At 67.0% G+C, this 19531-nt stretch carries 19 protein-coding genes; 12 read left to right on the forward strand and 7 right to left on the reverse strand.

What is annotated here, in order from left to right; translation table 11 throughout:
- The 6 genes from V6Z91_RS12640 to V6Z91_RS12665 form a co-directional block, all read right to left on the reverse strand.
- The gene (locus tag V6Z91_RS12640) at positions 1–1335 is read right to left on the reverse strand and encodes a hemolysin family protein (protein WP_338770806.1); all 1335 of its coding nucleotides are present in this window, start codon (positions 1333–1335) and stop codon (positions 1–3) included.
- Positions 1336–1484: 149 nt separating this feature from the next.
- The gene (locus V6Z91_RS12645; protein ID WP_338770807.1) at positions 1485–2939 is read right to left on the reverse strand and encodes an efflux transporter outer membrane subunit; all 1455 of its coding nucleotides are present in this window, start codon (positions 2937–2939) and stop codon (positions 1485–1487) included.
- Between the two features lie 8 nt (positions 2940–2947).
- A complete protein-coding gene (locus V6Z91_RS12650; protein WP_338770808.1) occupies positions 2948–4075 on the reverse strand; it encodes an ABC transporter permease in 1128 nt (375 codons plus the stop codon).
- Positions 4076–4091: 16 nt separating this feature from the next.
- Positions 4092–5270, reverse strand: coding sequence for an ABC transporter permease (locus tag V6Z91_RS12655; RefSeq protein WP_338770810.1), 1179 nt, complete (start codon positions 5268–5270; stop codon positions 4092–4094).
- Positions 5267–6985: an ATP-binding cassette domain-containing protein gene (locus tag V6Z91_RS12660; RefSeq protein ID WP_338770812.1), complete on the reverse strand. Its 1719-nt coding sequence runs from the start codon at positions 6983–6985 to the stop codon at positions 5267–5269. The genes V6Z91_RS12655 and V6Z91_RS12660 overlap by 4 nt, the downstream gene beginning before the upstream one ends.
- Positions 6982–7998, reverse strand: coding sequence for an HlyD family efflux transporter periplasmic adaptor subunit (locus tag V6Z91_RS12665; protein ID WP_338770814.1), 1017 nt, complete (start codon positions 7996–7998; stop codon positions 6982–6984). Before V6Z91_RS12665 ends, V6Z91_RS12660 begins: the two co-directional genes overlap by 4 nt.
- Before the next feature lie 74 nt (positions 7999–8072).
- Between V6Z91_RS12665 and V6Z91_RS12670 the strand changes: the two genes are divergently transcribed.
- Positions 8073–8735 (forward strand): CerR family C-terminal domain-containing protein, encoded by a 663-nt coding sequence (locus V6Z91_RS12670; protein WP_338770816.1) that lies wholly within the window; start codon positions 8073–8075, stop codon positions 8733–8735.
- 194 nt (positions 8736–8929) lie between these two features.
- Here the strand turns inward: V6Z91_RS12670 and V6Z91_RS12675 are convergent, their stop codons facing one another.
- Positions 8930–9832: a LysR family transcriptional regulator gene (locus tag V6Z91_RS12675; RefSeq protein WP_338770817.1), complete on the reverse strand. Its 903-nt coding sequence runs from the start codon at positions 9830–9832 to the stop codon at positions 8930–8932.
- Between the two features lie 193 nt (positions 9833–10025).
- Here V6Z91_RS12675 and V6Z91_RS12680 point away from each other — a divergent pair, with 193 nt between their 5' ends.
- The 11 genes from V6Z91_RS12680 to V6Z91_RS12730 all read left to right on the forward strand — a co-directional run bounded on the left by V6Z91_RS12680 (position 10026) and on the right by V6Z91_RS12730 (position 19493).
- Positions 10026–10601, forward strand: a complete 576-nt coding sequence (locus tag V6Z91_RS12680) for a TerD family protein (RefSeq protein ID WP_338770819.1) — start codon at positions 10026–10028, stop codon at positions 10599–10601.
- Positions 10602–10648: 47 nt separating this feature from the next.
- Entirely contained in the window at positions 10649–11230 is a 582-nt protein-coding gene (locus tag V6Z91_RS12685; RefSeq protein WP_338770821.1) for a TerD family protein, read from the forward strand.
- Between the two features lie 166 nt (positions 11231–11396).
- Positions 11397–12416 carry an ATP-grasp domain-containing protein gene (locus V6Z91_RS12690; protein WP_338770823.1) on the forward strand — a complete coding sequence of 340 codons (1020 nt, stop codon included), beginning with the start codon at positions 11397–11399 and terminating at the stop codon, positions 12414–12416.
- Positions 12416–13576: a phosphoribosyltransferase domain-containing protein gene (locus V6Z91_RS12695; RefSeq protein WP_338770825.1), complete on the forward strand. Its 1161-nt coding sequence runs from the start codon at positions 12416–12418 to the stop codon at positions 13574–13576. The genes V6Z91_RS12690 and V6Z91_RS12695 overlap by 1 nt, the downstream gene beginning before the upstream one ends.
- A complete protein-coding gene (locus V6Z91_RS12700) occupies positions 13569–14321 on the forward strand; it encodes a hypothetical protein (protein ID WP_338770827.1) in 753 nt (250 codons plus the stop codon). Before V6Z91_RS12695 ends, V6Z91_RS12700 begins: the two co-directional genes overlap by 8 nt.
- On the forward strand, positions 14318–15418 hold the full coding sequence (locus V6Z91_RS12705) for a cysteine protease StiP domain-containing protein (protein WP_338770829.1): 1101 nt from the start codon (positions 14318–14320) through the stop codon (positions 15416–15418). Before V6Z91_RS12700 ends, V6Z91_RS12705 begins: the two co-directional genes overlap by 4 nt.
- Positions 15411–16319 carry an HpcH/HpaI aldolase/citrate lyase family protein gene (locus V6Z91_RS12710; protein ID WP_338770830.1) on the forward strand — a complete coding sequence of 303 codons (909 nt, stop codon included), beginning with the start codon at positions 15411–15413 and terminating at the stop codon, positions 16317–16319. The genes V6Z91_RS12705 and V6Z91_RS12710 overlap by 8 nt, the downstream gene beginning before the upstream one ends.
- 121 nt (positions 16320–16440) lie before the next feature.
- Positions 16441–17487: a DUF475 domain-containing protein gene (locus tag V6Z91_RS12715; protein ID WP_338770832.1), complete on the forward strand. Its 1047-nt coding sequence runs from the start codon at positions 16441–16443 to the stop codon at positions 17485–17487.
- A 109-nt stretch (positions 17488–17596) separates the two neighbouring features.
- Positions 17597–18172 carry a TerD family protein gene (locus V6Z91_RS12720; RefSeq protein WP_338770833.1) on the forward strand — a complete coding sequence of 192 codons (576 nt, stop codon included), beginning with the start codon at positions 17597–17599 and terminating at the stop codon, positions 18170–18172.
- 3 nt (positions 18173–18175) lie between these two features.
- Positions 18176–18874 (forward strand): TIGR00266 family protein, encoded by a 699-nt coding sequence (locus tag V6Z91_RS12725; protein ID WP_338770835.1) that lies wholly within the window; start codon positions 18176–18178, stop codon positions 18872–18874.
- Between the two features lie 37 nt (positions 18875–18911).
- On the forward strand, positions 18912–19493 hold the full coding sequence (locus tag V6Z91_RS12730) for a TerD family protein (RefSeq protein ID WP_338770836.1): 582 nt from the start codon (positions 18912–18914) through the stop codon (positions 19491–19493).
- The last annotated feature ends 38 nt before the right edge of the window (positions 19494–19531 follow it).

The raw sequence follows: 19531 nt of genomic DNA on the forward strand, positions 1-19531 counted from the left end.
TCAGTCCTGTTCGTCCTCGGCGGTGCGCGGCACGCGAGGGATCACCTTCACCAGCAGGATGCGCGGGCCGTTCATCTTGCGCACCACGATGTCGAACGAGTTGAAGCTCACGCGCTGGCCCTGTTTCGGAATATCGCCCAGCTTCAGCATGATCAGGCCGCCGACGGATTCCACCTCGTCCAGCCCCAGCTCCTCGTTCTCGATGTCGATGCCCAGCACCCGCTCCAGCGAAAAGATCGGCAGGCTGGCCTTGCCGATCAGCGCGCCGTCTTCCTGCTTCAGCCAGTCGTTCTCGTTCAGGCGGAATTCGTCGTGGATCTCGCCGACCATGGCGCCCAACAGGTTGTCCAGCGTAAGGAAGCCCACCGGCCGCTTGCCCTTCTCACCGATCAAGGCGAAGTGCGGGGCACCCTCGCGGAAGCGGCGGAACAGTTCGATGGCGGGCGTGCGCGCGGAAATCGTCTCCACGGGCCGCAGGAAGGGCGTGAACGACTTGATCGGCTTGCCGCTCTGCTGGGCGAAGAACAGGTCCTTCAGGTGCACGATGCCGAGCACGGATTCGTCGTCGTCGAAGTACGGATAGCGCGAGAAGCGGTTGCGCACCACCGTTTCCAGGTTCGCTTCCAGCGAGCGCGAAGCATGCAGCGCGATCACCTCGTTGATGGGGCGCATCAGGTCCGACACGCGCAGCTGCGAGAAGTCGAGCGTGTTGGCGAGGATGTTGCGCTCGTCCTTGTCGAACTTCTCGCCCGGCTGGCTGGTGCGCAGGATCATCTTCAATTCATCCAGCGAGTAGTGCGATTCGTGGCCGCCGCTGCCGCGCAGGCCGGCCAGGTGCAGCACCATGTTGGCGCTCTTGTTCAGCAGCCAGATCGCCGGGTACATCAGCCAGTAGAAGCCATACAGCGGCATCGCGCACCACACGGCCACCGATTCCGGTACGCGGATCGCCAGCGATTTCGGCGCCAGCTCGCCCACCACGATGTGCAGGAAGGAGATGGTGACGAAGGCGAACACGAAGGAAATGCCGTGCACGATTTCGTCGGAGGTCACGCCGATGCCGAACAGGATCGGTTCGAGCAGGCCGGCAAAAGCGGGTTCGCCGATCCAGCCCAGGCCCAGGGAGGCCAGCGTGATGCCCAGCTGGCAGGCGGAAAGGTAGGCGTCGAGCTGGCCGTGGACCTTTTCGAGGATGCGGCCCCGTAACCCCTGCGTCTTCGCGATGGCGCGCACGCGGGTGCGGCGCAATGTGACGATACCGAATTCGGCGGCAACGAAAAAACCGTTCAGTGCAACAAGCAGCAGGGCAAACAGGACCAGCAAAAGGTTATACATATGGCGCACCCCGGGTGGCGTCCGTCACCGCGTATCAAGGTTCGCGGCGGTGCGGCATTCTCCGGAGCGGGTAGTTAAAACATACATCTTATCCGACTGGCACGCATGCACGCGCAAAATTCCGCCCGAACGGCCGCGGCCCCCATGCCTCACGCCTGCGGCAATACCCCGGTTGCCTTGCAGATCGCGAGCAGGCGCACCGTCAACGCGGCCTCGCCGCGCACCCGGTCGCGCCGCGCCGCCAGGAGCGCGCGCTGGGCATCGAGCAATGGCAGCGCATCGGAGAGGCCCTGGCGGTAGCGCACCGTGGCGAGTTCCAGCGCGGTACGGCCGGCCTCCTCGCGCAGGCGCCACTGGGCCACCCGCAAGCGCTCCGCCGCGTAGGCGGAGAGGGCGTCGTCCACCTCGTGCCACGCCTTCAGCACGGCCTGCTGGTAGGCCACCGCCGCCTCCTGCTGTTCGAGGCCGCGCAACTGCACGGTGGCGCGGCGGATGCCGTTGTCGAACAGCGGCAGCACGAGGCTGGGGCCGACCGACCATTGCCGGCTGCCCCATTCGCCGAGGCGGCCCGCCCCCACCGATTCGAAGCCGAAGGAGGCGCCCAGCGTGACGCGCGGGTACAGGTCGGCCGTGGCGATGCCAATCGATGCCGTGGCCGCGTGCAGCCGTTCGGCGGCCGCCTGGATGTCGGGCCGATGCGCGACGATCTCGCCCGGCAGCCCCAGCGCCAGGTCCGGCGCGCGACCGGGCGGCGCGTCCCCGGCGCCATCGCCGGGCAACTGCGGCAGCGCGCCGGGTACCGCGCCGAGCAGGAGTGCGAGCCGGTTGGCCGCCTGCGCTTCCTCTTCCAGCAGGGCCGGAATGTGACCGCGCTGCTCGGCGAGCAAGCCTTCCTGGCGCACCACGTCCAGTTCCGGGGCCAGCCCCGCGCCGCCGCGCGAGCGCATCAGCTGCAGCACGTCTTCGCCGGCCGCGATGTCGGCGCGGGCGATGCGCAGCTGCCGGCGGGCGGCCAGCAGCTCGTGGTAATTGCGTGCCACCTCGACGGCAATGCCCAGCTGTACGCCCCGTTCCAGCGCTGCCATGCGCGCAACTTCCGCGTCCGCCGCCTCCACGGCGCGGCGCACCCGGCCCCACAGGTCGATTTCCCACGTGGCGTCGAAGCCGGCCTGCCACGCGTCGAACGGGGAACTGAGCACGTCGATCAAGCCGGCGCGGTTGGCCGGCGCCAGCGCATCGACCATGCGCGTCGCCGTGCCGCTTTCGCTCTGGCGCTGGCGCGCCACGCCGGTGCGGGCATCGGCGCGCGGCGCCAACCGGCCCGCCACCACGTCGCGCTGCAGCCGGCTCTGCGCGAAACGCAGTGCGGCCATCTTCAGGTCGTGGTTCGCGCTCGCCGCCTGGCGCAGCAGGCCGGCCAGCACGGGATCGTCGAAGCGCGCATAGCTTTGAGCGGAATCGACGGGCAGACCGGTATCGCGCAGTTCCGGTGCGCCGCCATGCCAGTCGCCGAGCCGCGCCGGCGCTGGCGTCGGCGGTTCGCGATGATCGGGACCGACCGCGGCGCAGCCGGCCAGCAACAACAGCAGCAGATACGGTTTCATGGGCAACCTCATACGAGCCGGTTACGGAACAGCCACGCGGCCAGCGGCAGCGCCAGCGCGGCGATGACGATGAGCGGGATGGTGTCGCGCCACACGACGGCCAGGCCCACGCCTTCCAGGTAGATACGCTGCACCATGTCGATGCCGAAACGCAGCGGGTTGGCCCAGGTGAGCACCTGCAGCAGCTCGGGCATGTTGCGCACCGGTGTCGTGAGGCCGGAGAGCAGCATCATCGGCATCACCAGCACGAAGGTGTACAGCATGGCCTGCTGCATATTGGCGGCCACGGCGGAAATCGACAGGCCGATGCCCACGCAGGCCACCGTGAACAGCGCCAGCGCGGCGTACAGCTGCCATGCCGAACCCGCCATCGGCACGCCGAACCAGAAGCGCGTGACCAGCAGGATGAGCGTCGATTGCAGCAAGCCGATGCAAATGGGCGGCAGGGCCTTGCCCACCATGATCTCGGCCGGCGTCATCGGCGTCACGAGCAACTGGTCGAACGTGCCCTGTTCCCGTTCGCGCGCCACCGACAGCGCCGTCAGCAGCAGCGTCTGCAGCATGGACAGCGCCGCGATCAGGCCCGGCATCAAATTCCAGCGCGTTTCCAGGTTGGGGTTGAACCAGGCGCGCGAGCGGATGTCCAATGGCGAAGGGCTTGCGCCATGCCGGCCGCGCCATTGACGGTTGAAACCCGCCACCACGGCGTTCACGTAGGCCGCGGCGGAGCCGGCAGTGTTCGAGTTGCGGCCGTCGAGGATCACCTGCACGGGTGCGGGCTCGCCCGCATGCAGGCGGCGCTCGAAGTCCGGCGGGATGTGCAGCACGAGAAGCACGCGCTGGGTGTCGATCGCGCTTCGCATCTCTTCCTGCGTGGCGAGGTTGGCGACGCGCCGGAACACGCCCGTGCCGTCCAGCCGGGCCGCCAGCTCGTGCGCGGCGCCGCCGCGGCTCTGGTCCAGCAGGGCGTATGGCACGTCGGCGAGGTCGTAGGTGGCGGCGTAGCCGAACACCATGCTTTGCACGAGGGCCGGCACCACGAGGATCGCCCGGCTCTTCGGATCCTTCAGGATGGCCAGGAACTCCTTGCGGCACAGGTTCGCCACGCGGCGCAGCAGGGCAATGAAGTCTGCCATATTACGGTCTTCCATGTCAGTCCAGCCGTTTCTTCGTCACCAGCCGGGCCGCGCCCAGCAGCAGCACGCTATAGCCGGCCAGCACGGCGCAGTCGCGCAGGACGAGCGGCCACACGTTCCCGGCCAGGAACAAGGTGCGGATCAGCTCCATGAAGTAGGTGGCCGGCAGCGCATTGCCGATCATGCGCACCACGAGCGGCACATTGCGCAGGTCGAACAGGAAGCCGGACAGCATCAGCGACGGCATGAAGCTGGCCAGCAGTGCGACCTGGCTGGCGATGAACTGGTTCTTCGTGACGGACGAGATCAGGAGGCCCAGGCCCACCGCCACGAACAGGTACAGCATCGACCCCAGCAGGATCAGCGCCAGCGACCCCTGCATCGGCACGTGGAACAGGAAGCGTGCCGCAAGCAGGCACAAGGCCAGGCCGCCCAGGCCGACTGCAAAGTAGGGAATGATCTTGGCCAGCAGGATCTCGACCGGCCGCACGGGCGTGACGAACAGTGCCTCCAGCGTGCCGCGTTCCCATTCGCGCGCCATCACGAGCGCCGTCAGGAAGGCGCCCACCAGCGTCATGATCAGCACCACCAGGCCGGGCACCAGGTACCAGGTGCTGGTGTTGGCCGCGTTGAACCACATGCGCGGCTCGACCGCCACGCTGCCCGCGGCGGGCAGCTGCGCGCCAGCCGTGCCCCCGGCCCGCTCCACGCGCCGGGCGTGCCAGCCTTCCAGCGCGCCCGTCACGTAGTTCAGGATGATCGAGGCGCGGCTCGCCTCGGCACCGTGCACGATCACCTGAACGGGAGCGGTGCCGGCCGCCACCCGCGCCGTGAAATCGGCGGGGATGCGCACGATCGCATCGGCGTGGCGCTCGCGCATCAGGGTTTCCGCGTCGCGCATCGATGCGACGGGGATCGGCGAGAACGCGCCGGACAGGTACAGGCCCGCCACGGCCTCGTGCGCCACGGGCGAGGCATCGTCCAGCACGATCGCCACCGGCGCATCCTTCACGTCCAGCGACAGGCCGTAGCCGAAGATCAGGATCAGCACCATCGGCAGCACGATGCCGATGGCCAGGTTGGCCCAGTCGCGCAGCAGTTGCCGGAACTCCTTGCGCGTCAGCGCGGCCACCCGGCGCAGGAAGCCGCCGCCGGCCGCCGTCTCGCGCACGGGGTCGAGCCGGTCGCGCTTCATGCGGCGCTCCTGTGGCGCTCGACGATGGCGATGAACGCATCTTCCATCGTGGCGGCATTGCCGGCCTGCTCGCGCACGGCGCGCGGCGTGCCCAGGGCGAGCACGCGGCCGGCATCCTGGATCACGATACGGTCGCAGTATTCCGCCTCCTCCATGAAGTGCGTGGTGACGACCACGGTGACGCCGGCCTGCGCCAGTGCCGTGATGCGCCGCCAGAACTCGCGGCGGGCCAGCGGGTCGGCGCCGCTGGTGGGTTCGTCGAGGAACAGGATGTCCGGCTGGTGCAGCAGCGCGGCCGCCATGGCCAGCCGCTGGCGGAATCCGCCGGGCAGCTGGCCGCTGGGAACGTCGCCGTGCTCGCGCAGGCCGAACCCGTCGAGCATCGCCGCCGTGCGCCCCCGCAGGCGCTCGCCGTGCAGGCCGTACGCGCCGCCGAAGAACGCCAGGTTTTCCGCCACGGTCAGGTTGCCGTACAGCGCGAACTTCTGCGCCACGTAGCCGATGCTGCGCCGCGCCTGCGCCCGCGCATGCCGCAGGTCGACGCCGGCCACGCGCAGGTAGCCGCAGCTGGCCGGCAGCAGGCCGCACAGCATGCGGAACGTGGTGGTCTTGCCTGCGCCGTTCGGGCCCAGCAGGCCGAAGATCTCGCCGCGGCGCACCGCGAAGCTGGTGCTGGCCACGGCCGTGAAGTCGCCGAAGCGGCGCACGAGGTCGCGCACCTCGATCGCGGGGCTATCGCCATCGGCAGGTGCCGCGTTCACGGCCAGCGAGGACGAAGGAGGCGAGGGCGGTGCGTATTGCCCGCGCAGGATCAGCATGAAGCCGTCTTCCAGCCGGGGCGCCACCGCCTCGACGCTGGCGCCGTCCAGCAACGGTTCCACTGCCGCGGCCGCGCCATTGGCGTGACGGACGAAGCGCACATGGCCGCCTTCGGGCACCGCATCGGCGATGACGGCGGAGGCATCGAGCAGCGTGGCTTGCAGTGCGCGCGCGCTGCCGCGCGCGGGCAGGGCACGAAATGCCAGGCCGTCGGCTTTGGCGCGGATCGCTTCCGGGCTGCCGGAAACGAGCAGGCGGCCCTCGTGCAGCACGTGCACGAGCGCACACCGTTCCGCCTCGTCCAGGTACGAGGTGCTGGCCAGGACCGTCAAGCCGTCCGCGTCGACGAGTTCCTGCACGATGCGCCACAGTTCGCGGCGCGACAGCGGGTCGACGCCGACGGTCGGCTCGTCCAGCAGCAGCAGGTCGGGCGAGCGCACCAGCGTGCAGGCCAGCCCCAGCTTCTGCTTCATGCCGCCGGAGAGCTTGCCTGCCGGCCGGGCCGTGAAGCGGCCCAGGTCCGTCATCTCCAGCAGGCGCGCGAAGCGGGTGCTGCGCGTCTCGCGCGGCACGCCGTGCAGGTCGGCGTACAAATCGAGGTTTTCCTGCACCGACAGGTCTTCGTACAGGCCGAAGCGCTGCGGCATATAGCCGATGCGGTCCTGCACGCGCTGCGGCGTCGCGGCCACGTCGATGCCCAGCACGTGCAAGGTGCCGGCCGTCGGGCGCAGCAGGCCGGCCGCGAGGCGCAGCAGCGTGGTCTTGCCGGCGCCATCCGGACCCACGAGGGCCGTCAGCGCCGCGGCGGGAACGGCCAGCGACACGTCCGCCAGGGCCTGCGCACCCTGTTCGGGAAAGCGCTTGTGCAGGCCGGCGGCGACCAGGGCGTCGCTCATGGCCGGCTCTCGGCAGTTCCCCGCGCGGCGGCGATGCGCACGGTGGCGGGCATGCCCATGCGCAGCAGGTCGGCATGGTCGTCGGCCAGCACGCGCACCTCGTAGACGAGGGCGGTGCGCAATTCCTCCGTCTGCACCGTCTTCGGCGTAAACTCGGCCACCGACGAGATGTAGCCCACCTTGCCCGGCAGCGGCTGGCGCGGCCGGCTGTCGATGGCGATGGATGCGGCCATGCCGGGCCGGATGCGGCCCAGGTCCGCTTCCGTTACCCAGGCGCGCACCCACTTCGGATCGGCCAGGGCCAGCGTGTAGACCGGGCGCTGCGGCGATGCCATGTCGCCCGGTTCCATCAAGCGGGCGCGCACCACCGCGTCGACCGGTGCCGTGAGGCGCGCCTGTGCGAGCTGATGTTCGATCAGGGCGATGTCGGCCTGGGCCGCCTCGAACTGGGCCTGGGCTTGCGCGATCTCTTCGGTGCGCGGGCCGGCGTGCACGAGCCGCTGCGCTTCGCGCGAACTCTTCAGCCTTGCCTGCGCCGTTTGCAGCCTGGCCGCGGCATTGTCGATGTCCTGCCGGCTCACGGCGCGGCCGTTCGACTCCTCGGCCGCGGCGCGCAGGCGCTCGAGCTGGCGCTGCGCCAGCTCCGCCTCGGCCTGCATGGCGGCCGTGTCCGCACGCGCCTGGGCCAGCTCCTCCGGCCGGCTGCCGGCGCGCAGCCGGCGCAGGATCTGCCGCTGCGCCTCGGCCTGGGCGCGCGCCTGCGCCAACTGCAACGCCAGCGTGCGCGTGTCGAGCTCGCCCAGCACCTGGCCGGCGCGCACCCGCTGGCCCTCATCCACCAGCAGCCGGGCGATACGCTCGCTGCCATTGAACGCGAGCGCCACCTGGCGCAAGTCCACGTTGCCGTACAGGACCAGGGTGCCGTCATCGGGCTTCGGGCGGCCCAGGTACCAGGCACCGGCACCGATCACGGCAAGCACGACGGCAACGGCGGCAATGCGTTTCCTGTTCATTTGCGGCCTCTTCGGGTAAAACGGCAGTGATGTTTCACTTTATATCAAATTCAAATTTGAATTACAATACGCCGATGAATACGAAGTCCGGCCGTGCGGCGCGCCCGCATGGCGATGCAACCCGCCAGCAACTGCTCGACGTGGCAGGCCAGGTATTTGCCGAAAAGGGCTATGCCGATGCCACGAGCAAGGAGATCTGTACCCGCGCCGGTACCAATATCGCAGCCGTCAACTATCACTTCGGCGGCCGCGACCCGCTGTACGAGGCCGTGCTGGTGGAAGCCCACCAGCACCTTGTGACGCTGGAAGAAATGCAGCACGCCGCGGCGATGGATGGCACCCCGCTGGAGAAGCTGCGCGTGATCCTGGGCGGCATCGTGCGGCGTGCCACGTCGCGCGACGCGCACTGGGGCACGCGCGTGGTGATCCGCGAGCTGCTGTCGCCCACCGCCTTCGCGCCCACGCTGGTACACAGGGCGATCGAACCGAAGGCGCGCGTGATGCTGGGCATCGTCGCCCAGGTCCTCGGGCTGGCGCCGGACAACCCCGGCGTGCAGCGCGGCCTGTTTTTGCTGATGGCCCCCTGCCTTGCGCTGCTGGTCGCCCCGCGCGGCCTGCGCAAGGACGTCTTCCCCGCCCTCGGCGACGACACTGACGGCCTTGTCGAAGACATGCTGGCCTACGTGGAAGCCGGGCTCTCCGCCATCGCCCGTCGCCACGGTCCGCAAAACCGGTGACAGGCACCGGCACTCGAGAAATGTTTCTTTAAACCCCGTGACAGGCACCGGTCTTCGAGAAATGTTTCTGCAAACCCGGTGCCTGTCACCGGTCTTCAGGAAATGTTTCCGGAAACCCGGTGCCTGTCACCCGCGTTCGGGAAAAGTTTCAAAAAAGCCGGTGCCTGTCACCGGTGTAGCGCCGTCGCCAGGGTTTACACCGTGAACAGCCCCGTGTTCGCTGCCATGATCGCCTCGACCGCGGGGTGCCGGATGCGCCGTTCGCTGGAGATCGCGTAGAACTGTTCGCGCAGTTCGGTGGCGGCGCCGGCGGGGATGGCGCCGTATTGCGTCTTGATGTCGATTTCCAGGCCGGCGGGGGCGAAGAACAGGCCCAGGCCGTCGCGGGCGAAGGTGGTCAGCATGGCATTGTCCTCGAACTCGCCCACCACGTCGGGCCGCACGTCGTGCTTGAGCAGCCATTCGTCGATACGGCCGCGCAGGGCATTGTTTCGCGTCGGCAGCAGCATCGGCGCATGCTGCAGGTTGCGGGGGAAGTTGCGCCCGTGCTTGCGCACGAGGGCCGGGCTGCCGAACAGCAGCATCTCGCTTTCCCCCAGCAGGTGGTTGTACACGCGCAGGCTGGCCGAGGCGCGCACCGAGCGGTCCGTCAGCACCACGTCCAGCTTGTGCAGCGCCAGGTCGGCGAGCAGCGACTCGAACTCACGCTCCACGCAAACGAGCTTCACGGGCGACTTCATCTCGAAGGCAGTGCGCAGCAGGCGGTAGGCGATCAGCTTCGGCAACGAGTCGGAGATGCCGACGGTGAGGCGCATGCGGCCGGCGTCGGCCTCGTTCAATGCTTCCTGCATGCGGTCGCCCAGCTCGAAGATCTGCTCCGCATACGTGAGGGCCACGCGGCCCGCTTCCGTCGGCACGAGGCGGCGCCCCTGCTGCGTGAGCAGCTGCTTGCCGACCGATTGTTCCAGTGCCGAGAGCTGCGCACTGATGGTCTGGATGGCCAGGCCCAGCCTCTCGGCCGCGCGCGTGACACTGCCTTCCGCGGCCACCACGCGGAAGAAGTACAGGTGGCGGAAATTGATTCCACTGGTTTTCATGAGTTCGCTTTTTACGCAGTAATGTTCAAATTATCTTCTATTTTTCAATTGGTGTCTTTTCTATAAACTGCATGACATTGAACAAGCAGCCACGCAAAGCGACAGGCTGCCAAGGAATCTCGGCGCGCTACACGACACCAGCCGCGCCGGATGTGCAACAAGGGTGTCTTACCAACTGAAGGAGTAATCGAACATGGCAATCAGTCTGCAAAAAGGCGGTAACGTCAATCTCTCCAAGGAAGCTCCCGGCCTGACCCAGCTGAAGATCGGCCTGGGCTGGGATGTGCGCTCCACCGACGGCGCAGCATTCGACATCGACAGCTCGGCATTCATCCTGAAAGCCGACGGCAAGGTGCGCAGCGATGCGGACTTCATCTTCTACAACAACCTGAAATCGGCCGACGGCGCCGTGCAGCACTCGGGCGACAACCGCACCGGCGTGGGCGAGGGCGACGACGAGACCGTGAGCGTCGACCTGTCGAAGGTGCCGGCCGACGTGGACCGCATCGCCGTCTGCGTGACGATCCACGATGCCGACGCCCGCCGCCAGAACTTCGGCCAGGTGCAGAAGGCCTTCGTGCGCTGCGTGAACAGCGCCAACAACCAGGAAGTGGCGCGCTACGACCTGTCCGAAGACAGCTCGACGGAAACGGCGATGGTGTTCGGCGAACTGTATCGTAACGGCGCCGACTGGAAGTTCCGCGCCGTGGGCCAGGGCTTTGCCGGCGGCCTGGCCTCCCTGGCAACGAGCTACGGCGTATCGGTGTAAGCACGCATGCCGGCGGCAGGAGCCGCCGGCGAATCTAGGAGTCAGACATGTCAGTGAATTTGAGCAAGGGCCAGAAGATCTCTCTGGACAAGGAAGCCGGCAGCGCCCTCACGCGCGTCGCCATGGGCCTGGGCTGGGATGCCGTGAAGAGCAAGGGTTTCCTCGGCTTTGGCGGCAAGAGCGCCGACATCGACCTCGATGCCTCGTGCCTGCTGTTCGACGAGGCGAACAAGCCGGTCGACGTGGTGTGGTTCCGCCAGCTGAAGAGCCGTGACGGCAGCGTGCAGCACTCGGGCGACAACCGCACGGGCGCCGGCGACGGCGACGATGAGCAGATCAGCGTGAGCCTGGACCAGGTGCCGGCGAACGTGAAGAGCATCGTGTTCACGGTGAACAGTTTTACGGGCCAGAGCTTCGCCCAGGTGCAGAATGCCTACTGCCGCCTGATCAATGCCAAGGACGGCAAGGAAGTGGCGCGCTTCGACCTCTCCGTGCAGGGTTCCCACAGCGCCCAGATCATGGCCAAGCTGTATCGCCATAACGGCGAATGGAAGATGCACGCGATCGGCGAGAACGGCACCGGCCGCACCTTCGAGGAATTGCTGCCGCAAGTGGCGCAACACCTGTAATGCAAGTCGCGGCGGCGCTTGCGCCGCCGCGCAAAGGATGAGCTGTAACGCTGTGTAGTAAGTACTGTGTTTCACCTGCGCCTGCCCCATGGCGCGCTTCCCTTCGCGGTGGTCCGGTCAACCGGCCACCGCTTTTTTTGCTGCCGAACTGCCCGAGCGAGGACCCATGCGAGTCTGGTACAACCAAACCTACTCATCGATCTACAACGCGATGACGCTGATCCGGCAGCATGACGGCGCCGGGCGCTATCACCTCATCTATACGGCAAGCAGCCGGACGGTGGCCGCCCATGCGGCCCACCAGTTCGAGCTGGAGCCGCCACTCAAGGGCAATGACTACCTGGAATGGTGCCTGGACTTTTGCCGGCGCCAGGATATCGGCATCTTCGTGCCCCACCGCGAGGCAGCCCTGATCAGCGGGGCGCGCGAGCGCTTCGCCGCGATCGGCGCGCGCGTGCTGGCCGTGGCCAGCCCCGAGGTACTGGCCCTGCTGCATGACAAGGCGCGTTTCTACGCCACGGTGGACCTGCCCATGGCGGCGCCGCCCGAGACCGTGCCGTTCCACACCGCGGAACAATTCGATGCCGGCCATGCGGCCTTGCGGGCGAAATACCCGCAGCTGTGCGTGAAGCCGGCCAAGTCCGTGTACGGCCTGGGCTTCGCCCTGCTGGACGAAGCGCGCAGCACGGCGCAGATATTGATGTCCGGCGACCAGTACCAGGTGGGCTTGCAGGACTTCCGTGCTGGCCTGGCGGGGCTCGGCGAATTCCGCACCATGCTGCTGATGGAGTTTCTTGAAGGACTCGAATACAGTGTCGACTGTGTGGCCGACGATGGCCGCCTGGTATGCGCCGTGCCGCGCCGCAAGCTCGTCAAGCCGGGCATGGGCCAGCTCATCGACCCGCAACCGGTCATCCTGCAGGCCACCGCGCAACTGGCCGCGGCCTACCGCCTGAACGGCGTGTTCAATGTGCAGTTCCGCGAAAGCGGCGATCGGGTGCGGCTGCTGGAGATCAACCCGCGCATGTCCGGCGGGATCGGCATGGCCTGCATGGCCGGCCCGGCGCTGCCGTGGCTGGCGCTAGCCGGCTTCGACCGCGGCTACGGGCGCCTGGAGATCCCCGCCGTGCGTGCCGGCGTACGCGTCGGCGAATGGCAGCATGCCATCGAACTGGGAGAAAGCTGATGGGACATCGCGAGATCGACAGCCGCGAGATCGCCATGCCGACGGGTGTGCTGGCGGTTCGCGCCGAGCCTGGCCCGTATGCGATCGACGACCTGGTCGGCTTCGGCGCCCGCGCCAATGCGAAGCGGGGCTTCCTGTTCGTCAGCAAGGTGCTGGGCAAGCACTGGCCGTCGCGTCCTGCGGCCATGCGTGGCTTGCACGATGCGCTCGCCGCGCAATTGCCCGCCGCGCTGCCGGGGCCCGTCGTGTTCATCGCGCTGGCGGAGACGGCGATCGGCCTGGGGCAGGGCGTGTTCGAAGCATGGCTGCGCCGGGAGCCCCGCAGCGAGGCACTGTTCCTGCACACGACGCGCTACCGCATCGATGGCGCCGAACTCGTCGAATTCGCCGAACCGCACAGCCACGCGCCACGCCAGTTCCTGCACCTGCCGGAAGATCCCGCGCTGCACGCCCTGTTCATGCGCGCCGGCTCGCTGGTGCTGGTCGACGACGAGGCGAGCACCGGCACCACGTTCCGCAATCTGGCCAACGCCTGCCGCGCGCTCAACCCCGCGCTGGCGCACGTGCACCTGGCAACGCTGACCGATTTCATGGGTCCGCAGGCGAACGACGCGCTGGCCGCCGGCATCGGCCTGCCTGTCACGCATGGTGCGGCGTTGCGCGGCACCTTCTCGTTCGCCGCTGGCGCCAGCTTTCCGGAAGCGGCGCCGGCCCAGGTGGTCGGCGCGGCCGGTGGCGTGCCGGTAGACGGCGCGTTCGGTCGTACGGGCCTGGCGCGGCCCCTGGCGATACCGCCCGCCGTGGTGGACGTGCTGGCTGCTCCCATGGCGGCCGGCGAGAGCGCCCTGGTGCTGGGCACGGGCGAATTCATGCATGCGCCATTCCTGCTGGCCTGCGCGCTGGAGGCGCGCGGCGTCGACGTGCGCGTGCAGTCGACGACCCGCTCGCCGATCCTCGAATGGGGCGCGATCGGCAGCCGGCTGGCGTTCGCCGACAATTACGGCGAAGGCATCGCCAATTACCTCTACAACGTGCGGCCAGGCCAGTATGCGCATGTGCTGGTCTGCCATGAAACCCCGGCGAATGCCGCACTGCACGATGTGGCGCGCCAGGTCGGCGGCCGGCTCGTGCATTTCCGTTCGGAGGACGACATTGCGTAAATTCCTCTTCGTCGACCTGGACGACACGCTGTTCCATTCGCTGGCCAAGTGCGATCCGCAAGGCGAGCTGCGGCCGATCGCCTTCCTGAAGGATGGCTCGGCCAATTCGTACACGAATGCCCGGCAGCGCGCCTTTCTCGCCCTGGCAAGCGAAGGGATGACGCTGATCCCGACCACGGCGCGCGACCGCGCGGGACTGGCGCGCGTCGATTACCCGTTCGAACATTACCGCATCATCGATTTCGGCGGCATCATCCTGGCGCCGGACGGTACGCCGGACCCGGTGTGGCAAGCACGCATGCAAGACGACATGGCGCAGGCCCTGCCTGGCTTGCAGCGCGCCCTTGCCGTGGTCGAGGACTATGCCCGGCTGGCCGGCATCCCCGCGCGCGCCCGGCTGGTGGAAGACCTGGGCCTGCCGTTCTACGTGAACGTGAAGGACCCGGACAAGGACATGGCGCGGCTCGACGCCATCGAGCGCGAGGCCGTGGCACCCTGGCTTGCCATGGAAGGGCGCGACTTCTGCCTGCACCGTAACGGCAATAACCTAGCCGTGCTGCCCAAGCGCCTGAACAAGGCGCGCGCGGTCGAGTACGTGCAGGCGCGCCTGCGCGACGAGCATGGCGAGATCATGACCTTCGGCATGGGCGACAGCCGCACCGATGCCGCGTTCATGGCCGCCTGCGACTACGCGATCATCCCGCGCGGCACCCAGCTCTCGAACCTGGCCCTGGGTGCGCTATGAATAACGCCCTGTCGACCTTCTCGGGCAGCTACGCGCCGGACGACGTGCAATTCCTGCTCAGGCGCCTGCACGGGCAGGCGTTCGTCTCGGTGGAGGACAAGGAGGCGCTGATCCAGTCCGGGCGCCACCACTACAGCGAGATGCTGTCGGCGGAGGCCTTGCCGTCGGCCCGGCACCTGGAACTGTTCGACGCCGCGTGCGAGGCCAACCGGGCGCGCATGGCGGCTGACTGCCTGCGCCTTGCCCACCTGCTCGCCGCACGCCGCGCGGGCCAGATCACGCTGGTGTCGCTGGCCCGGGCCGGCACGCCGGTGGGCGTGATCGTCAAGCGTTTGCTCCAGCGGGTGTTCCACCGCCACGTGGTGCACTACGCGGTATCGATCGTGCGCGACCGCGGCATCGACGAGGCGGCGCTGCGCGCCATCCTGGCGCATCATGTGCCGGCTTCGATCGCCTTCGTCGACGGCTGGACGGGCAAGGGCGTGATCGCGCGCGAGCTGGAAATGTCGGTGGAGCGCTTCAATATGCGGCACCATGTGCGGATCGATCCCGGCTTGTTCGTGTTGTCCGACCTGGCCGGCGCCGCCGCGCACGCCGCCTCCGATGCCGATTACCTGATTCCGTCGAGCATACTGAATGCCACCGTGTCCGGGCTGGTGAGCCGTACCGTGGCCGAGCGCGACATGGGGCCGGACGATTTCCACGGCTGCCTCGTGTATGACGAATTCGCCGCGCACGACCGCTCCCGCACCTTTGCGGACGACATCGCCGCCGCCGCGCTGGAACTTGCCGCGGCCGGCACGCCGGCGCCGGCCGCGATCGACAGGGAGCGCTCCGCGGCTACCTCGCGCGAATGCCTGCGCACGATCGCGCAGCGGTACGGCATTGCCGATGTCAACCTCATCAAGCCGGGCATCGGCGAGGCCACGCGCGTGCTGCTGCGGCGCGTGCCTCGGCTCCTGCTGCTGCGTGACGCCGACGCGGCCGACGTGGCGCATTTGCGGCTGCTGGCGCGGGAAAAGGATGTTCCGGTCGTAGTCGATCCCACATTGCCCTACCAGGGCGTTTCTTTGATCAGGAGGAAAGGCGATGCATGACAAACCATTGGGTGCCTCGCTTTACGTGCCCGCGACCCACAAGCACCTGCTTGCCATCGCCAACGGCGAACGGCTCGCCACGCTGCGCTCGGTGATTTTCTGCACCGAGGACGCGGTGGCCGAGCGCGAGCTGGAAGACGCGCTGGCCAGCCTGGCCGGCACGCTGGCCGCGATGCGGGCCGATGGTCGACTCGACCGTTTCGTCCGCGTGCGCAATGCCACAGTGCTGGCGCGCGTGCTGGCCATGCGTGGTGCCGACAAGCTGACCGGCTTCGTGATCCCGAAGGCCACGCGCGAGAACCTCGGCGACTACCTGCGGCCGCTGGCCGGCACGCGGCACCTCCTGATGCCCACGCTGGAAACAACCGAGGTGTTCGATCCGATGGAAATGCGCGCGCTGCGCCTGCGCCTGCAGGAGCCGGACATCGCGCACCGCATCCTCGCCTTGCGCATCGGCGGCAACGACCTGCTGGCTCTCCTGGGCCTGCGCCGGCCGCGCGACATGACGATCTACCAGTCGCCGCTCGGCCCCGTGATAGCCAGCCTGGTGACGACCTTCCGGCCGCACGGCTTCCGCCTCACGTCGCCGGTGTTCGAGCACCTGGATTGCCCGGCGCTGATGGCGCAGGAAGTGCAGCAGGACATTGCCTACGGCATGGTAGGCAAGACCGCCATCCATCCGGCGCAGATCGAACTGATCGAACAGCACTTCCGCGTGCAGCCGAAGGAGGTGGCGATGGCGCTGCGCATCCTGGACCGCGATGCGCCGGCCGTGTTCAAGCTCGACGATTCCATGTGCGAGGTGGCCACCCACCGTGCCTGGGCCAACGCCGTCATTGCCCGTGCCAGCCGCTTCGGCACGCATGCCAGGCCGGGGGCGGGCGACGAAGTACCTGCGTAAATCCGTCGACGCTTCGGTTTTCCCGAAGTGAGGTTCACAATATCTACTATTTTTACATCGCAATGTTTTCTCTACACTATCGGCACGCATACATAACTAAGCAAATAAGGGGAAACATACGATGAAACACTTCAGGATTTCGTTCCTGGTCACGGCCGTCTGCCTGGTGATCGCAGGGTGGTGGGGTTACCGGACCGGGGGCGTCACGGGCGCCCTGTCGGCGCTGGGCATTGCCATGATTCTGGGCGTGATGGAAGTCTCGCTGTCGTTCGACAACGCGGTGGTCAACGCCTCGGTGCTGAAGACATGGGACGACTTCTGGCGCAAGCTGTTCCTCGGGCTGGGCATCATCATCGCGGTATTCGGCATGCGGCTGCTGTTCCCGCTGGTGATCGTGGCCGTGGCGGCCGATATCGGCCTGACCGACGTCTGGACGCTGGCGCTGAACAATCCCGATGAATATTCGCGCCACCTGACCGACCACCATGCCGAAGTGGCGGCGTTCGGCGGCATCTTCCTGCTGATGGTGTTCCTGAACTTTATCCTGGACCCGGAAAAGGAAACGCACTGGCTGGGCAATTTCGAGCAGAAACTGGGCTCGCTGGGCAAGATTTCTTCGATCTCGATCATCGTTGCCCTGGGCACGCTGCTGGGCTGCATGTCGCTGGTCGGCGAAGGCCAGAAGCTGGCGGTGCTGCTCTCCGGGCTGTGGGGCCTGCTGATCTACGTGGGCGTGGATGCGCTGTCGAACTTCCTGGAGAAGGAAGAAGAGGGCGACAGCGGCGTGGGCGAACTGGTCAAGCGCGGCGGTATCGGCGGCTTCCTGTACCTGGAAGTGCTGGACGCATCGTTCAGCTTCGACGGCGTGATCGGCGCGTTCGCCATCACCAAGGACGTGGTGATCATCATGGTGGGCCTGGCGATCGGCGCGATGTTCGTGCGTTCGATGACGGTGTACCTGGTGGAAAAAGGCACGCTGGACGCTTACGTGTACCTGGAACATGGCGCACACTATGCGATCGGTATCCTGGCGGCGATCATGCTGGCAAGCATGAAGTTCCACGTGCCCGAAATCTTCACCGGCCTGATCGGCGTGGCATTCATCGCGGCTTCCGTGTGGTCTTCCGTGCGGTACCGGAAGCGCCAGGAAGCACTTGCGATGGCTTGAGGAAATCTTAAGAATCGTTGGTAAAAATAAGAAGAACATGGCGCGCCACACGACACCGGCGCGCCGTGATGGAAGCAAGGTGTCTCAACCATTGAAGGAGTAATCGATCATGGCAATCAGTCTGCAAAAAGGCGGTAACGTCAACCTCTCCAAGGAAGCCCCCGGCCTGTCGCAATTGACGGTGGGCCTGGGCTGGGATGTGCGCTCCACCGACGGCGCCGCCTTCGACATCGACAGCTCGGCCTTCCTGCTGAAGACGGACGGCAAGGTACGCGGCGACCTGGACTTCATCTTCTACAACAATTTGAAATCGGCCGACGGCGCGGTGCAGCACTCGGGCGACAACCGCACCGGCGCGGGCGAGGGCGATGACGAAACCGTCAAGATCGACCTTGCCAAGGTACCGGCCGACGTGGACAAGATCGCCGTCTGCGTGACGATCCACGATGCCGACGCGCGCCGCCAGAATTTCGGCCAGGTGCAGAAGGCCTTCGTGCGCTGCGTGAACAGCGCCAACAACCAGGAAATCGCCCGCTACGACCTGTCCGAGGACAGCTCGACGGAAACGGCGATGGTGTTCGGCGAAATCTATCGCAACGGCGCCGACTGGAAATTCCGCGCCGTGGGCCAGGGTTACGCCGGCGGCCTGGCCGCGCTGGCCAAGAACTACGGCGTGTCGGTGTAAGCCATGCCAGTCTTTACGATTACCGGGGAAGAAGATCCCTTCCTGCACGTAACGCTGCGCCATGGCGAAAAGATCTATTGCGAAGCGAACGCCATGGTCATGATGGAGTCCAACCTCGAGCTGAAGGGCAAGATGAACGGTGGCTTGGGCGCGGCGCTGATGCGCACGTTCGCCAACGGCGAGTCGTTCTTCCAGCAGCACATCGAGGCGGTCAAGGGCGATGGCGACTGCCTGCTGTCGCCCACGCTGCCGGGCGCCATGCAGGTGCTGGACGTGGGGCAGCGCCAGTACATGATCAGCGATGGCGCCTTTGTGGCGGCATCGTCGAGCGTGAACCTGAACGTGCGCACGCAGAACGTGGGCACGGCGCTGTTCGGCCAGACGGGCGGCTTCTTCATCACCGAAACGTCGGGAAGCGGCCAGTTGGTGGTATCGGGCTTCGGCTCGGTGGCCACGCTGGACGTGGAAGCGGGCAAGGATATCGTCATCGACAATTCCCACGTGGTGTGCTGGGACAGCTCGCTGCGCTACGAGATGTCGGTGTCGACGAGCCGCAGCAGCGGCTTCCTCGGCAACCTGGTCAACAGCGTGACGAGCGGCGAAGGGATGGTGTTGCGTTTCTCCGGGACCGGCAAGGTGGTGGTCTGCTCGCGCAGCCGCGCGGCATTCCTGTCCTGGCTGTCGAGTACCAAGCCGCAGTAATCGCGCTGCGGTCATCGCGTAACCTGAGGAGGATGTCATGTCAGTGAATTTGACGAAGGGCCAGAAGATCTCGCTGGACAAGGAAGCGGGCAGCGCGCTCACGCACGTGTCGATGGGCCTGGGCTGGGATGCCGTCAAGAGCAAGGGCTTCCTCGGCTTCGGCGGCAAGAGCGCCGACATCGACCTTGATGCCTCGTGCCTGCTGTTCGACGATGCCAACAAGCCCGTCGACGTGGTGTGGTTCCGGCAGCTGAAGAGCCGCGACGGCAGCGTGATGCACTCCGGCGACAACCGCACGGGCGCGGGCGATGGCGATGACGAGCAGATCAGCGTGAGCCTGAACCAGGTGCCGGCCAATGTGAAGAGCATCGTCTTTACCGTGAACAGCTTCACGGGCCAGAGCTTCGCCCAGGTGCAGAACGCCTACTGCCGGCTGATCAACGCCAACAACGGCAAGGAAGTGGCGCGCTTCGACCTTTCCGTGCAGGGCTCGCACAGCGCCCAGATCATGGCCAAGCTGTACCGCCACAACGGCGAATGGAAGATGCACGCGATCGGCGAGAACGGCACCGGCCGCACCTTCGAGGAACTGCTGCCGCAGATCGCGCAGCATCTATAAGACCAGCAGACGTACCGTGTTTCACCAGCGCCAGCCCC

It is taken from the genome of Massilia sp. METH4 (assembly GCF_037094685.1).
Classification (GTDB): Bacteria; Pseudomonadota; Gammaproteobacteria; order Burkholderiales; family Burkholderiaceae_D; genus Rugamonas.

Bases quoted from the DNA above. Each gene is read 5' to 3' on its own strand.
- V6Z91_RS12640 (WP_338770806.1), bottom strand. From the start codon at position 1,335: ATGTATAACCTTTTGCTGGTCCTGTTTGCCCTGCTGCTTGTTGCACTG.
- V6Z91_RS12645 (WP_338770807.1), bottom strand. From the start codon at position 2,939: ATGAAACCGTATCTGCTGCTGTTGTTGCTGGCCGGCTGCGCCGCGGTC.
- V6Z91_RS12650 (WP_338770808.1), bottom strand. From the start codon at position 4,075: ATGGCAGACTTCATTGCCCTGCTGCGCCGCGTGGCGAACCTGTGCCGC.
- V6Z91_RS12655 (WP_338770810.1), bottom strand. From the start codon at position 5,270: ATGAAGCGCGACCGGCTCGACCCCGTGCGCGAGACGGCGGCCGGCGGC.
- V6Z91_RS12660 (WP_338770812.1), bottom strand. From the start codon at position 6,985: ATGAGCGACGCCCTGGTCGCCGCCGGCCTGCACAAGCGCTTTCCCGAA.
- V6Z91_RS12665 (WP_338770814.1), bottom strand. From the start codon at position 7,998: ATGAACAGGAAACGCATTGCCGCCGTTGCCGTCGTGCTTGCCGTGATC.
- V6Z91_RS12670 (WP_338770816.1), top strand. From the start codon at position 8,073: ATGAATACGAAGTCCGGCCGTGCGGCGCGCCCGCATGGCGATGCAACC.
- V6Z91_RS12675 (WP_338770817.1), bottom strand. From the start codon at position 9,832: ATGAAAACCAGTGGAATCAATTTCCGCCACCTGTACTTCTTCCGCGTG.
- V6Z91_RS12680 (WP_338770819.1), top strand. From the start codon at position 10,026: ATGGCAATCAGTCTGCAAAAAGGCGGTAACGTCAATCTCTCCAAGGAA.
- V6Z91_RS12685 (WP_338770821.1), top strand. From the start codon at position 10,649: ATGTCAGTGAATTTGAGCAAGGGCCAGAAGATCTCTCTGGACAAGGAA.
- V6Z91_RS12690 (WP_338770823.1), top strand. From the start codon at position 11,397: ATGCGAGTCTGGTACAACCAAACCTACTCATCGATCTACAACGCGATG.
- V6Z91_RS12695 (WP_338770825.1), top strand. From the start codon at position 12,416: ATGGGACATCGCGAGATCGACAGCCGCGAGATCGCCATGCCGACGGGT.
- V6Z91_RS12705 (WP_338770829.1), top strand. From the start codon at position 14,318: ATGAATAACGCCCTGTCGACCTTCTCGGGCAGCTACGCGCCGGACGAC.
- V6Z91_RS12710 (WP_338770830.1), top strand. From the start codon at position 15,411: ATGCATGACAAACCATTGGGTGCCTCGCTTTACGTGCCCGCGACCCAC.
- V6Z91_RS12715 (WP_338770832.1), top strand. From the start codon at position 16,441: ATGAAACACTTCAGGATTTCGTTCCTGGTCACGGCCGTCTGCCTGGTG.
- V6Z91_RS12720 (WP_338770833.1), top strand. From the start codon at position 17,597: ATGGCAATCAGTCTGCAAAAAGGCGGTAACGTCAACCTCTCCAAGGAA.
- V6Z91_RS12725 (WP_338770835.1), top strand. From the start codon at position 18,176: ATGCCAGTCTTTACGATTACCGGGGAAGAAGATCCCTTCCTGCACGTA.
- V6Z91_RS12730 (WP_338770836.1), top strand. From the start codon at position 18,912: ATGTCAGTGAATTTGACGAAGGGCCAGAAGATCTCGCTGGACAAGGAA.